This is a genomic window from Salinivibrio kushneri (genome assembly GCF_027286325.1).
GTDB lineage: Bacteria > Pseudomonadota > Gammaproteobacteria > Enterobacterales > Vibrionaceae > Salinivibrio > Salinivibrio kushneri_A.
Window position 1 is genome coordinate 2,151,035 of sequence record NZ_CP114588.1, and the last position, 14,583, is coordinate 2,165,617.

At 50.1% G+C, this 14,583-nt stretch carries 9 protein-coding genes, 2 tRNA genes and 2 rRNA genes; 2 read left to right on the forward strand and 11 right to left on the reverse strand.

Annotated features, from left to right (window positions below; genetic code table 11):
• Nucleotides 1-96 precede the first annotated feature (96 nt).
• The 8 genes from N8M53_RS10115 to N8M53_RS10150 all read right to left on the reverse strand — a co-directional run bounded on the left by N8M53_RS10115 (nt 97) and on the right by N8M53_RS10150 (nt 8,686).
• Nucleotides 97-2,983, reverse strand: a 23S ribosomal RNA gene (locus tag N8M53_RS10115).
• A 320-nt stretch (nt 2,984-3,303) separates the two neighbouring features.
• Nucleotides 3,304-3,379, reverse strand: a tRNA-Ala gene (locus N8M53_RS10120).
• 132 nt (nt 3,380-3,511) lie between these two features.
• Nucleotides 3,512-3,588 (reverse strand) — tRNA-Ile (locus tag N8M53_RS10125).
• Nucleotides 3,589-3,679: 91 nt separating this feature from the next.
• Nucleotides 3,680-5,234: ribosomal RNA gene (locus N8M53_RS10130) — 16S ribosomal RNA — on the reverse strand.
• The 16S and 23S rRNA genes sit together here with 2 tRNA genes alongside, the layout of an rRNA operon.
• Nucleotides 5,235-5,694: 460 nt before the next feature.
• The gene (locus N8M53_RS10135) at nt 5,695-6,126 is read right to left on the reverse strand and encodes a type II secretion system protein (protein WP_269578688.1); all 432 of its coding nucleotides are present in this window, start codon (nt 6,124-6,126) and stop codon (nt 5,695-5,697) included.
• Between the two features lies 1 nt (nt 6,127).
• Nucleotides 6,128-7,552, reverse strand: a complete 1,425-nt coding sequence (locus N8M53_RS10140) for a hypothetical protein (RefSeq protein ID WP_269578689.1) — start codon at nt 7,550-7,552, stop codon at nt 6,128-6,130.
• Entirely contained in the window at nt 7,549-8,088 is a 540-nt protein-coding gene (locus N8M53_RS10145) for a hypothetical protein (RefSeq protein WP_131825360.1), read from the reverse strand. Before N8M53_RS10145 ends, N8M53_RS10140 begins: the two co-directional genes overlap by 4 nt.
• A 97-nt stretch (nt 8,089-8,185) precedes the next feature.
• Entirely contained in the window at nt 8,186-8,686 is a 501-nt protein-coding gene (locus tag N8M53_RS10150) for a pilus assembly FimT family protein (RefSeq protein WP_269578690.1), read from the reverse strand.
• Nucleotides 8,687-8,881: 195 nt separating this feature from the next.
• Here N8M53_RS10150 and N8M53_RS10155 point away from each other — a divergent pair, with 195 nt between their 5' ends.
• Complete coding sequence (locus tag N8M53_RS10155; protein WP_077579585.1) at nt 8,882-9,349, forward strand: type IV pilin protein; 468 nt, start codon at nt 8,882-8,884, stop codon at nt 9,347-9,349.
• Nucleotides 9,350-9,425: 76 nt separating this feature from the next.
• On the opposite strand, the gene dnaJ is transcribed toward N8M53_RS10155, so the two are convergent.
• The 3 genes from dnaJ to grpE all read right to left on the reverse strand — a co-directional run bounded on the left by dnaJ (nt 9,426) and on the right by grpE (nt 13,456).
• A complete protein-coding gene (gene dnaJ, locus N8M53_RS10160; protein WP_077641660.1) occupies nt 9,426-10,574 on the reverse strand; it encodes a molecular chaperone DnaJ in 1,149 nt (382 codons plus the stop codon).
• A 119-nt stretch (nt 10,575-10,693) separates the two neighbouring features.
• Complete coding sequence (gene dnaK, locus N8M53_RS10165; protein ID WP_077579583.1) at nt 10,694-12,616, reverse strand: molecular chaperone DnaK; 1,923 nt, start codon at nt 12,614-12,616, stop codon at nt 10,694-10,696.
• Between the two features lie 195 nt (nt 12,617-12,811).
• Nucleotides 12,812-13,456 carry a nucleotide exchange factor GrpE gene (gene grpE, locus N8M53_RS10170; protein WP_077579582.1) on the reverse strand — a complete coding sequence of 215 codons (645 nt, stop codon included), beginning with the start codon at nt 13,454-13,456 and terminating at the stop codon, nt 12,812-12,814.
• Between the two features lie 173 nt (nt 13,457-13,629).
• On the opposite strand from grpE, the gene nadK reads away from it, so the two are divergent.
• A complete protein-coding gene (gene nadK, locus N8M53_RS10175) occupies nt 13,630-14,511 on the forward strand; it encodes an NAD(+) kinase (RefSeq protein WP_077579581.1) in 882 nt (293 codons plus the stop codon).
• Nucleotides 14,512-14,583 lie beyond the last annotated feature (72 nt).

The following is a 14,583-nucleotide window of genomic DNA, read 5'->3' on the forward strand; positions in this document are numbered from 1 at the left end:
ATTTGATAAATTCGTTCCTAAATCTAGAAAGCTGTTTGTTCTCGCCACAATCAACTGGCTTATTTTAAGTCCAACCCAAAACCTCTTGGGTGTTGTATGGTTAAGCCTCACGGGCAATTAGTACAGGTTAGCTCAACGCCTCACAGCGCTTACACACCCTGCCTATCAACGTCGTCGTCTACGACAACCCTTTAGAGAGCTCGAAGCTCTAGGGATGACTCATCTCGGGGCCAGCTTCGCGCTTAGATGCTTTCAGCGCTTATCTGTGCCGAACTTAGCTACCGGGCAATGCGTCTGGCGACACAACCCGAACACCAGCGGTTCGTCCACTCCGGTCCTCTCGTACTAGGAGCAGCTCCCCTCAATCATCCAACGCCCACGGCAGATAGGGACCGAACTGTCTCACGACGTTCTAAACCCAGCTCGCGTACCACTTTAAATGGCGAACAGCCATACCCTTGGGACCGACTTCAGCCCCAGGATGTGATGAGCCGACATCGAGGTGCCAAACACCGCCGTCGATATGAACTCTTGGGCGGTATCAGCCTGTTATCCCCGGAGTACCTTTTATCCGTTGAGCGATGGCCCTTCCATTCAGAACCACCGGATCACTATGACCTACTTTCGTACCTGCTCGAGCCGTCACTCTCGCAGTTAAGCGGGCTTATGCCATTGCACTAACCTCACGATGTCCGACCGTGATTAGCCCACCTTCGTGCTCCTCCGTTACGCTTTGGGAGGAGACCGCCCCAGTCAAACTACCCACCAGGCACTGTCCTCACCCCGGATAACGGGGCTAAGTTAGAACATCAAACATACAAGGGTGGTATTTCAAGGATGGCTCCACAGCAACTGGCGTCGCCGCTTCAAAGCCTCCCACCTATCCTACACATGTAGGCTCAATGTTCAGTGCCAAGCTGTAGTAAAGGTTCACGGGGTCTTTCCGTCTAGCCGCGGGTACACAGCATCTTCACTGCGATTTCAATTTCACTGAGTCTCGGGTGGAGACAGCGTGGCCATCATTACGCCATTCGTGCAGGTCGGAACTTACCCGACAAGGAATTTCGCTACCTTAGGACCGTTATAGTTACGGCCGCCGTTTACCGGGGCTTCAATCAATGGCTTCTCTTGCGATAACCACATCAATTAACCTTCCGGCACCGGGCAGGCGTCACACCGTATACGTCATCTTTCGATTTTGCACAGTGCTGTGTTTTTAATAAACAGTTGCAGCCACCTGGTATCTGCGACTGCCCATAGCTCCATCCGCAAGGGACTTCACCGCGGGCAGCGTACCTTCTCCCGAAGTTACGGTACCATTTTGCCTAGTTCCTTCACCCGAGTTCTCTCAAGCGCCTTGGTATTCTCTACCCGACCACCTGTGTCGGTTTGGAGTACGGTTGCTACTTACCTGAAGCTTAGAGGCTTTTCCCGGAAGCATGGCATCAATGACTTCACCACCTTGGTGGCTCGACATCGTGTCTCGGCCTTGATTTCCCGGATTTGCCTAAGAAATCAGCCTACGCACTTGAACCTGGACTACCATCGCCAGGCCCACCTAGCCTTCTCCGTCCCCCCATCGCAGTAAGTAGCAGTACGGGAATATTAACCCGTTTCCCATCGACTACGCCTTTCGGCCTCGCCTTAGGGGCCGACTTACCCTGCCCCGATTAACGTTGGACAGGAACCCTTGGTCTTCCGGCGAGGAGGTTTTTCACCCCCTTTATCGTTACTCATGTCAGCATTCGCACTTGTGATACCTCCAGCATGCCTCTCAGCACACCTTCAACAGCTTACACAACGCTCCCCTACCCAATATCCATAAGGACATTGCCGCAGCTTCGGTGTATCGCTTAGCCCCGTTACATCTTCCGCGCAGGCCGACTCGACCAGTGAGCTATTACGCTTTCTTTAAATGATGGCTGCTTCTAAGCCAACATCCTGGCTGTCTGAGCCTTCCCACATCGTTTCCCACTTAGCGATAACTTTGGGACCTTAGCTGGCGGTCTGGGTTGTTTCCCTCTCCACGACGGACGTTAGCACCCGCCGTGTGTCTCCCGGATAGTACTTACTGGTATTCGGAGTTTGCAAAGGGTTGGTAAGTCGGGATGACCCCCTAGCCTTAACAGTGCTCTACCCCCAGTAGTATTCGTCCGAGGCGCTACCTAAATAGCTTTCGGGGAGAACCAGCTATCTCCGAGTTTGATTGGCCTTTCACCCCTAGCCACAGGTCATCTCCTAACTTTTCAACGTTAGTGAGTTCGGTCCTCCAGTTGATGTTACTCAACCTTCAACCTGCCCATGGCTAGATCACTCGGTTTCGGGTCTAATGCAAGCAACTGTCGCCCAGTTAAGACTCGGTTTCCCTACGGCTCCCCTATGCGGTTAACCTTGCTACTTACATTAAGTCGCTGACCCATTATACAAAAGGTACGCGGTCACCCCACAAAGGAGGCTCCCACTGCTTGTACGTAGACGGTTTCAGGTTCTATTTCACTCCCCTCACAGGGGTTCTTTTCGCCTTTCCCTCACGGTACTGGTTCACTATCGGTCAGTCAGGAGTATTTAGCCTTGGAGGATGGTCCCCCCATGTTCAGACAAGATATCACGTGTCCCGTCTTACTCGTTTTCACGCCTAAGGCGCCGTCGGTTACGGGGCTATCACCCTTTATTGCCAGGTTTTCCAACCTGTTCACCTAACGCCTAAGCCGCTTAAGGGCTGCTCCGGGTTCGCTCGCCGCTACTGCCGGAATCTCAATTGATTTCTTTTCCTTCGGGTACTTAGATGTTTCAGTTCCCCGAGTTCGCCTCTTAGCGCTATGTATTTACGCTAAGATACCTGCTTATGCAGGTGGGTTTCCCCATTCGGACATCGATGGCTCAAATGCTTCTTACCAGCTCACCATCGCTTTTCGCAGGTTAGTACGTCCTTCATCGCCTCTGACTGCCAAGGCATCCACCGTCTACGCTTAATCACTTAACCATACAACCCCAAGAGGTTTTTTTTTTGCGCGAGATTGTCTAAAAAAGAAATCTGCGTCGCAAAACCACTGAGTGTTGAATCATCAACCAATTAAGGTTTTGTTTTTGCCGGACTCAAAATAGAGACTTTGCTTATCAAATAAGACAAAGCCCAAGCACACTTGATTGTGTGAGTGACATTACATGTCACTGATTGAGAACTTTACTGTCATTCTTTAAGAATGACTTGTCAGCTTTCCAGATTGTTAAAGAGCATGTAAATCTATCAATACGATAAACCACTTTTTAAAGACACTTATCATCATAAATGCGCTTAAAAAGTGGTGGAGCTAAGCAGGATCGAACTGCTGACCTCCTGCGTGCAAGGCAGGCGCTCTCCCAGCTGAGCTATAGCCCCATCATAATTCCTTAGACAGACTTCTTCGAAGAAGCCACTTCGCTTAACCAAGTCAGATTTGAAGTGAGACGCGCAGTGTGCGCTAGCACATGAGCATCGCAGCTATCAAAGATGACGCAGGATAAGTAGAAGTGGTGGGTCTGAGTGGACTTGAACCACCGACCTCACCCTTATCAGGGGTGCGCTCTAACCACCTGAGCTACAGACCCATCTAAGGTACGAGCCTTTTACTAAGGCATTCGTATCTCTTTGACTTTCAACCTATACAATCTGTGTGAACACTCGCAAAAATAGCGTCAGTAAGGAGGTGATCCAGCCCCAGGTTCCCCTAGGGCTACCTTGTTACGACTTCACCCCAGTCATGAACCACACCGTGGTAAACGCCCTCCCGAAGGTTAAGCTATCTACTTCTGGTGCAGCCCACTCCCATGGTGTGACGGGCGGTGTGTACAAGGCCCGGGAACGTATTCACCGTGGCATTCTGATCCACGATTACTAGCGATTCCGACTTCATGGAGTCGAGTTGCAGACTCCAATCCGGACTACGACAGACTTTAAGGGATTCGCTCCACTTCGCAGCTTCGCTGCCCTCTGTATCTGCCATTGTAGCACGTGTGTAGCCCTACTCGTAAGGGCCATGATGACTTGACGTCGTCCCCACCTTCCTCCGGTTTATCACCGGCAGTCTCCCTGGAGTTCCCACCATTATGTGCTGGCAAACAAGGATAAGGGTTGCGCTCGTTGCGGGACTTAACCCAACATTTCACAACACGAGCTGACGACAGCCATGCAGCACCTGTCTCAGAGCTCCCGAAGGCACCAATCCATCTCTGGAAAGTTCTCTGGATGTCAAGAGTAGGTAAGGTTCTTCGCGTTGCATCGAATTAAACCACATGCTCCACCGCTTGTGCGGGCCCCCGTCAATTCATTTGAGTTTTAACCTTGCGGCCGTACTCCCCAGGCGGTCTACTTAATGCGTTAGCGCCGAAAGCCAAAGTCTTAAACCTCAACCTCCAAGTAGACAGCGTTTACGGCGTGGACTACCAGGGTATCTAATCCTGTTTGCTACCCACGCTTTCGCATCTGAGCGTCAGTCTTTGTCCAGGGGGCCGCCTTCGCCACTGGTATTCCTTCAGATCTCTACGCATTTCACCGCTACACCTGAAATTCTACCCCCCTCTACAAGACTCTAGCCTGCCAGTTTCAAATGCGGTTCCGAGGTTGAGCCCCGGGCTTTCACATCTGACTTAACAAACCGCCTGCATGCGCTTTACGCCCAGTAATTCCGATTAACGCTCGCACCCTCCGTATTACCGCGGCTGCTGGCACGGAGTTAGCCGGTGCTTCTTCTGCAGCTAACGTCAAGCAATGCACGTATTAAGTACACCACCTTCCTCACTGCTGAAAGTGCTTTACAACCCGAAGGCCTTCTTCACACACGCGGCATGGCTGCATCAGGGTCTCCCCCATTGTGCAATATTCCCCACTGCTGCCTCCCGTAGGAGTCTGGGCCGTGTCTCAGTCCCAGTGTGGCTGATCATCCTCTCAAACCAGCTAAGGATCGTTGCCTTGGTAAGCCATTACCTTACCAACTAGCTAATCCTAACTGGGCCCATCCCAACGCGATAGCTTACATGTAGAGGCCACCTTTGGTCCGAAGACATTATGCGGTATTAGCCGTCGTTTCCAACGGTTATCCCCCTCGTCAGGGCAGGTTCCCAGCCGTTACTCACCCGTCCGCCGCTCGACGTCCAGCAAATCCACCGAAGCTTCAATGCTGCCGTTTCCGCTCGACTTGCATGTGTTAGGCCTGCCGCCAGCGTTCAATCTGAGCCATGATCAAACTCTTCAATTTAAGTTTTGGTGTTTGCTTTCCTATAAAGGAAAGACAAACGGCTCGATAAATACTGTTTTGTTCGTCTCTTACGAGACAAACGAATTGACTGTTCTCTTGTTGGCATCCACTTTTAAAAAAGTGAAATCAAAACAGCTCAAGGCTGCACCAACATGAATTGGTCACTCAGTTCATCGAATAAATCTTTTTGTCTATTCTCAACGAGTGCCCACACAGATTGCATAGGTCAAATTGTTAAAGAGCGCCGCCCAATCTTGAGCGGGAGTGGCATTTTACGCCACTTTGGCATCGAGTCAAGCGTTTTGTTTGCTTGGCTGTTTTTCCGTTGTTGGCGCGGCTTGCCGTGCCAACGAGAGCGCATTATAGAGAGGTAATTTTGGGACGCAAGGGGTTTTTAAGAAAAACGCTTCAAGCGAACAAAAAGCCACCACTGCACGTTTACCGTCCGTGGGAAAGTGCTTTAATTAAGCCCGTTTTGTCGCCGCACCCCAGTAAAATAAAAAGCCAACGTTTGTTGCTGCCCATGTGTGGTTCGCCAGCGTACAGAAAGTGTTAGCGTTTTGGCATAGACCTCGCTATCGGCCATCAATATGTTTTGCTCATTAGCAACCACCAGCTCATAGTTCGAATCCTCGGTGGTAATTAAACACTCAGAGAGGTTATCTAACCTGATGGGCTCGCTGTTACTTGTTGAACATGGCGTATCAGTATTCATCAGTCGCCAGTGAGAGAGTTGGTCGTTAGCTAAATACATGGCCCCTTTAGCGAGACGCGCATCACGCTGCTGAGTCTGAATATCCGTTGCCAGCCGAGACACACCAGCGCCAGTAATAGAAACCAGCACAAGAGCCAGTAAGATCTCGATGAATGAGAAGCCTCGCGCTTGTAACATACTACCCCTCTCCATGAGGCGGTTTGATGTCATGGTAGCTATTGTAAAGCGGCCTGAGCAGCCCTAGGCCTTCAAAGCTATCTCGTACATGATTACCGTTGTAGTTTGGCTTAAATGAACCATTAACCACTATATGTCCACCCGGTATATCGACAATAAATCCCCCATGGGTTTGAAAGCTACCGTGGAACCAAAAGGGCGTTCTCCTCGCTTGCGTTGGATTTTCTGAGTGTTTCACAATTAACGTACATAGCTCGTTAAGGTTGATATTACTATGAACGCAACTTAATTCTCCTTGCTGAGTGGCTTCCATTCCCCATTGATGCGCAAAGTCATCGGCAGAGAGCGTCGGATTAAACTGAAACACCACGCCATTAAATTGAGATAGGGCTCCGCGAAGTGCGAGGATTCCGTCTTGCACTACCAGCAAAATTGGCTTTTGGTTGTTGAACCTGGCCTGCGTCTCTATCGCTGCGTTTTCACTGTCATCTGAATATACTCGGCTCAAATCGCACGGCCCATCTATCCAGATTTTAGCGTGTGCTTGCTCAGTAACATTCATGGCATTCAATAAGGTCTCATAACATAACGACGGATCATGATGGGTATTAACAACAATACCGCCTTGTCGCTCAAATTGATCTCTGACTGTTTTCCACTGCGCGCGAGGGACACCAAAGTAATCTTTGAATAAGTCCATATTCTCAACATTGGTCTGCACATCTTTTTTTAGTCGCGCGCCAGTTTCATCGCGACTATCTGCGACTGTGTAGTCGCTAACCTTCGTTTTATATTCGGGGGCGCATTCATCGCCCCCACCTAAGCTAACGGTAAATCCGTTTGGGCTATCCGGCTCTTCACTCTCTGGCGGACTCTCATCCGGCATTCGCGGACGAATCATGACATCACCCCCGGCTATAATTGAATGACACTCATAGAGGCCATCCTTTCGCTTTTTTCCCTTTGCCGGTCGCCATATATTGCCACCGTAAAACGCGGCAGATCCTGAGGTGACAAACGAGCTTGCTCGTCCCCCTGAAGCACCCGCAAGTGTCACCCCCACTTGCTGTTGTGCATGAGTGGCATAAAGGTGCCAGAGTGCGCCTTCACTATCTTGCCAAGGTTCCAACCATAATTGACTCCCTGCAATATGTTGACAAGATGAGAGTTGCTCTATCCCCGCTGCTGCATCGCCTTTCGATAAGTGAATTCCATCATGTTCAATCTTAGCCACCGCGCAATCTAGAGCCGCCCACGCTCTGGAAAGGGATTGTTCAGTCGTGATTTTTGCCTGTGTTTGTTGGATATCATTGACTGTCCGTCGACCGACACCTAATACAATAAGAAGTGCAATCAGCGCGATGCTGGCGACCACCGCGAGGGTCGCTATACCTTGGTCACGCGTGCATTTTGCGACGTAATTCATGATGAGGCCACCGTATTAGCTAAAACCAATGTTCGCGACACGTCTTTACGCAGGCCAGGTTGGCGTGTTAGCGAGGCGGAAACCTTGATAGTCAGTGAGGTAATGCGTCGCCCATTTTCCGTGCGCACCTCATTACGGGTAAAAGATAAATGCGAGATCTTCAATGCACGAGAAGAAATATCTCGCCAATAACCTGACTCACACGACCAGTTCGCCGTGTCTCGGTGATTTTCATAGACCTCTATGGCATGGTCTTCTGTGTCTAGTCGAAAGCCTTTGGCGTCATCTTTACCCACGGTATTCGTTGGATGGGTGCTGTCTTGTTGATAAGCAAAGCGAAGGCACTGCCCTTGACGCTGCGAGGGGGTTTCATCAATCAGTAAAAGGTGAAGATCATGACCATTGTCAAAGAGGTAGGGCGACGCGCCACCACACTGGTAGCACAATCCGGCTCGGCGTATCTCAGTTTCCATCATCGTTAATAAGCGGCTGACTTCGAGCGATAAGCGCGTCTTGGCATCTATTCGGGCTTGCATCGTGGTCGCCGAAGTCATCACAGAGAGTGCTGTGATTGAAACCAAAACACTCACCGACAAGCCGACTAAAAGCTCAACTAATGAGTAACCTGTGGACTTAGCTACACGCACTGTCGATACCACTCCACTGACAGGATTCAAAACCGAGATATTGACGGACAGTGACCACGTAGTCAGGCGCTTGCCCGCGATCGCCGCCCAAACCAACAGTCAGATTCAAGCTCGGTCTCTGGGTGCGAAAATCAATCGAGAATAGCTCACCTTCCGGTAACGGCGTCCAACTCTTTTTTTCTTTAAACAACAGAGAAATGTCACTCGGGATCGTCACCATCGGCAACTTCGTCTGTTGGCAAGATATGGCTGAGAGCCAATCAGTTATATTGCTAACGAGCCCGCTCCCAGTACTTGGTTGCGCAACGATACACTGGGTGTTTTCTGTTTTACGCAGGCGAAGATGATAGACCCGGTTTTCTTTCATCGCACGAGCTTGAGCAAGATAAAACAAGCTTGTTAGCGATTCACTACGACTCGCCATCATGGTTGCTTGCTGAGCAGACGAAAAATGAGGAATCGCGATGGTGCATATAGCCGCTAACACACTCAGTACCAGCAGGGACTCTATAAGGGTGATGCCACTCCTCTTTTTGAGGCAGAGCCGAAAGCACTGACTTACGTGCACAGTTTGAAAACGCATACTGCCTCCCAAGGTTTGGGTGTCGCCATTGCCTGCAGGCTAACACCCGCATAGGCTCAGTAGGGTTTTCATTATCAACTCTTCGAGAGGTTAAAAAGAATGCGTCAGCGTCAAAGCCGCCGTTTTCAACATGGAGTGACGTTGATCGAGATCCTGACCGCGCTCGCTATTATTGCCACGTTGACAGCCGTTGTCGTGCCCAACTTTCACCAGTATCAGCAAACACAAGCACGCAAAGCGGCAATTGAGCGGTTAGTGCACCTCCAAGCTTGGGTAGAAATGCAAGTCATCACCAAGGGATATTATCCAAGCATCTCTCACTCTACACTGCTAGAAAAAGGGCTTGTTTGTTCAGATTGCCAAGTATCATCTGACTATCAGTTTTCAATAGAAGGCAGTGATACAGGGTATAGGATTATCGCGCACCCTCAAGCAGATAGCCATCAGCATGACGACCCATGCAATAGGTTGGTTTTATATCCTAATGGGGTAATTACTAGCATATCAGCAGAAACATCGTGCTCGCTTCCCTCCCAGCAGAAAACGCCCGGCTTCTCTTTGAAATAGGTTCTTGTGGCAAAAAAATAGCCAGCGCGAGGCTGGCTATTCATCATTTTAATGTTTTTTAGACAAGTGGCATCCATTAACCGGTAAGGTCATCAAAGAATTTCTTAACTCCGTCAAAGAAACCTTCTGATTTTGGCTTGTGCTTTTTCGCTTCAGTGCCACTAAACGACTCTTCCAGTTCTTGAAGCAGCTCTTTTTGTCGGCTACTCAAGTTAACTGGGGTCTCGACCACCATTTTGCAGATGAGATCGCCAACACCGCCACCACGAACAGACTGCACCCCTTTACCGCGCATGCGGAACATGCGCCCCGTTTGCGTTTCCGCTGGGACTTTAAGGCTAACACGGCCATCTAAGGTAGGGACTTCGACCTCGCCACCGAGCGCTGCCATGGTGAAGCTGACCGGTACTTCGCAGTAGAGGTTGTTGCCATCACGGGTGAAGATATGGTGTTCACGGACGTGTACCTGAACATACAAGTCACCCGCCGGTGCACCGTTCTCACCGGCTTCACCCTCACCAGATAAGCGAATGCGATCGCCAGTATCGACACCTGCAGGAATTTTCACATTTAGGTGCTTGGTTTCTTTTACGCGACCTTGGCCATGACAACTGTTACAAGGGTCTTTGATAATGGTCCCGCTGCCATGACAGGTTGGACACGCTTGTTGAACCGCAAAGAAACCTTGGCGCATTTGCACTTGGCCAATACCGTTACAGGTTCCACAGGTTTGTTTTTTCGAACCCGGTTTCGCCCCACTGCCATCACAGGTTTTACACCCGACATAAGTAGGCACTTCGATCTCTTTGCTGACGCCACGGACCGCCTCTTCAAGCGTAAGCTCCATGTTGTAGCGTAAATCGGCTCCACGTTGCGCGCGTTGCTGACCACCACGACGACCTCCGCCGAATATATCGCCGAATACGTCACCAAAAATATCGCTAAAGTCAGCGCCTCCACCGAAGCCACCGCCGCCGAAGCCGCCGCCTCCCATGCCACCTTGTTCAAAGGCTGCGTGACCGTATTGGTCATAGGCTGCGCGTTTTTGCGGGTCGGTCAGCACTTCATAGGCCAACTTAATTTCTTTAAACTGGTCGGCCGCATCTTCGCCTTTGTTGCGGTCTGGGTGATATTTCATCGCCAGCCGCTTATAGGCCTTTTTAATATCGCGCTCGCTTGCATCGCGGCTTAAGCCGAGCACTTCATACAAATCTCTTTTAGACATGGTCTGACTGCACCTGTTTACGTCAACAAAACAAAGACGTTCAATTCACTGTTTGATAAAACGACGGGCGAAGGAGATTGCTCCCCTACGCCCGTGCTTATTAACGACAGTGCTTTCGCTTATTTCTTGTCGTCGTCTTTAACTTCTTCGAACTCAGCATCGACAACATCGTCGTCTTGTTTTGCTGAATCAGCACCGGCGTCTTGCTGCGCCTGCTCATCTTGAGCTTGCTGCTGCGCGATTTCCATCAGTTTTGATGAAGCGGCAACCAGTGCTTGAACCTTCGCATCGATGTCTTCTTTGTCTTCACCGTTACGTGCGGTTTCCAGCTCAGAAATGGCGGTTTCGATCTTCTCTTTGTCTTCTGCAGGCAGTTTGTCACCTGCTTCTTCCATTTGCTTACGCGTGCCGTGAACCAGTTGGTCAGCTTGGTTGCGCGCAGTCACTAGCTCTTCGAACTTTTTGTCCGCTTCTTTGTTAGCTTCTGCTTCTTGCACCATCTTCTCAACGTCTTCGTCGCTCAGACCGCCAGACGCTTGGATAGTGATCTTCTGCTCTTGACCGGTTTGCTTATCAGCGGCAGACACGTTCAAGATACCGTCGGCGTTCAAATCGAAGGTTACTTCAATTTGTGGCACACCACGTGGCGCAGGCTGGATGCCTTCAAGGTTGAACTGACCCAGTGATTTGTTGTGCATGGCTTGCTTACGCTCACCCTGAATCACGTGGATCGTTACCGCGCTTTGGTTGTCTTCTGCTGTTGAGAACACCTGGTTCGCCTTGGTTGGGATCGTGGTGTTTTTCTCAATCAGCTTGGTCATCACACCGCCCATGGTTTCGATACCCAGTGAAAGCGGAGTCACGTCAAGCAGCAGTACGTCTTTTACATCACCAGACAATACGCCACCTTGTGCCGCAGCACCCATGGCAACAGCTTCGTCTGGGTTCACGTCTTTACGTGCATCCTTACCGAAGTACTCTGCCACTTTGGCCTGTACCATTGGCATACGGGTTTGACCGCCAACCAAGATAACGTCAGTGATTTCGTCAACCGATAGCTCGGCATCGGCCAGTGCTACTTTCATTGGTTCCAGTGAGCGCTGAACCAGCTCTTCAACCAGAGACTCAAGCTTGGCACGAGTCACTTTGATGTTCATGTGCTTAGGACCGGTTGCGTCCGCCGTCACATAAGGCAAGTTCACGTCTGTTTGCTGCGCAGAAGACAGTTCAATCTTCGCTTTCTCAGCTGCCTCTTTAACACGCTGCATCGCTAGCGGGTCTTGACGTAGGTCGATGCCTTGCTCTTTTTTGAACTCGTCAACCAAGTAGGTGATCAAGCGGTTATCGAAGTCTTCACCACCAAGGTGAGTATCACCGTTTGTGGCCAATACTTCGAACGTTTGCTCGCCATCTACTTCATCGATTTCGATGATAGAGATATCGAAGGTACCACCACCTAGGTCATACACAGCGATTGTGCGATCGCCGCCTTTTTTGTCTAGGCCGTAAGCCAGTGCCGCTGCTGTTGGCTCGTTGATGATACGTTTAACTTCTAGACCTGCGATACGACCAGCATCTTTGGTTGCTTGACGCTGTGAGTCGTTAAAGTAAGCAGGGACAGTAATTACCGCGCCGGTGACTTCCTCACCGAGGAAATCTTCAGCGGTTTTCTTCATTTTCTTCAGGACTTCAGCAGACACCTGTGGCGCAGCCATTTTTTGGCCTTTCGCCTCAACCCAAGCGTCACCGTTATCTGCCTTAACAATTTTGTAAGGCATGATGCTGATATCACGCTGCACTTCTTCATCTTCGAAGCGGCGGCCGATCAGACGCTTGATAGCAAACAGGGTGTTTTCTGGGTTTGTCACTGCCTGACGCTTCGCAGGCTGGCCGACAAGTGTTTCACCATCTTGTGTGTAAGCGATAACCGATGGTGTTGTACGATCACCCTCTGCGTTCTCAATGACGCGCGTTTTTTCACCGTCAAGTACGGCGACACATGAGTTGGTTGTACCCAAGTCAATACCAATGATTTTACCCATCTGGTGCTCTCCGAAATTCGTTCTGTGGCTTTAATGCGTTACCCCTTATGTGGGGGTAACTGTGAGAGGTTCAACCCCTCACCGCAATTTTTATTTAGTGCTGCCGTTTAAATAAGGGCAGCCAAATGCTTTTCAAGGGGAGAAGGCAAAAAAAACACCGAATCGAGTTTGGTAAGGCCCTTCTCCCGAGCCTGATTAGGCTTTTTCGTCTACGTTACCTTGCGGCGCTTTAGACACCATGACCATGGCTGGACGCACAACTCGACCGTTTAGTTCATAGCCTTTTTGCATCACCATCATCACGGTGTTTGGCTCATGCTCGGCGCTTTCTTGAATGGTCATCGCCTGATGCAATTCTGGGTCAAACGGTTGACCTTGAGGGTCGATCGCTTTCAACCCAAACTTATCAATGGTGTCCATCATGGTTTTCAGCGTCAGCTCAACCCCTTCAACCATTGGCTTGATTGATTCGTCTTCCTTGTCGGCCATTTCGACCGCACGCTCAAGGTTATCAATCACAGGTAAAAGCTCACCGGCAAATTTCTCTAGGGCAAACTTGCGCGCTTTATCCACTTCTTGCTCGGTGCGACGACGCATGTTGTCAACATCAGCGCGAGCACGTAGCACACTATCTTGCTGCTCTTGCACCTTGGCTTCGCTTGCCTCAAGCGCTGCTTCTAGCTCGGTGATGCGCGCAATCATGGCTGCGGTTTCTTCATGTTCAATGTCTGCACCACCACTTGCTTGTTGCTCAGCGGCCTGCTCTTTACCTTTGGCTTCAGCAGCTTGCGCATCTTTCTTCGCTTCCTGCTCTTGCTTCACTTTCTGTTCTTCGCTCATGATCACTCCGACACAAATGGCATTGCCCAGCACGCCACTGGGACTATTCAACTTGATTGACGAAAGTATTATGGGGATGAATCTTTATGATTCAACCGCCCGCATAACGCAAATCACGACAATCGCTTTTTTACCGCGTTATACTGGGCACAAATAACGATGAGATCCTGATTATGTCGACACCATTCCAGCGCATTGCCCTGATTGGCAAACCTCGTAACCCGGAAGCGGTTAACACACACATCGGCCTTTATCACTGGCTAACTGAACGCGGTTATGAGGTGTGCATTGATACACGCTTGAGCGCCAATCTTGGCTTGCCAGATGCCCATTATTTGGATCTCGTGACCATAGGCCAACACGCCGACTTGGCCATTGTGATAGGTGGGGACGGCAATATGCTCGGCGCCGCGCGTGTACTGTCTCGCTGCGACATTAAAGTTATTGGTGTTAACCGCGGTAACCTTGGCTTTCTCACCGACTTAGATCCCGAAGCCTTTGAACATGCGCTAGAAGCGGTATTAAATGGCGATTACGTGGACGAAGACCGTTTTTTGCTCGAAACCGAAATTCATCGCCACGATCAGGTAAAAAGCCATAACGCCTCATTGAATGAAGCGGTACTTCATCCCGGACAAGTTGCACACATGATTGAGTTTGAGGTGTACATTAACGAGCAGTTTGCCTTCTCACAGCGATCGGACGGGATCATTATTTCAACCCCCACCGGCTCAACCGCATATAGCCTATCCGGCGGTGGCCCTATTTTATCTCCCAGCCTCGATGCGATTTCGCTTGTGCCTATGTTCCCACATACATTGTCGAGCCGCCCATTGGTTGTCGATGGCAACCGCCGTATAAAATTACTGGTTTCTCCTGACAACCGTGGGACACTCGAAGTGAGCTGTGATGGCCAAGTCTCTCTGCCGGTTAATCCGGGGGATGAGGTGCATATTTACAAAAGCCCCGCCACCCTCAAACTCATTCACCCTCAAGATTACAATTATTACAACACGTTACGAAAAAAGCTGGGTTGGTCGTCCAAGTTGTTTTAAGTCAGCAGTTTCTTGCCTCTTGCATGTATCCAATAAAAAGCAGGTTTTCCTGCTTTTTTAATGCGCAATTTT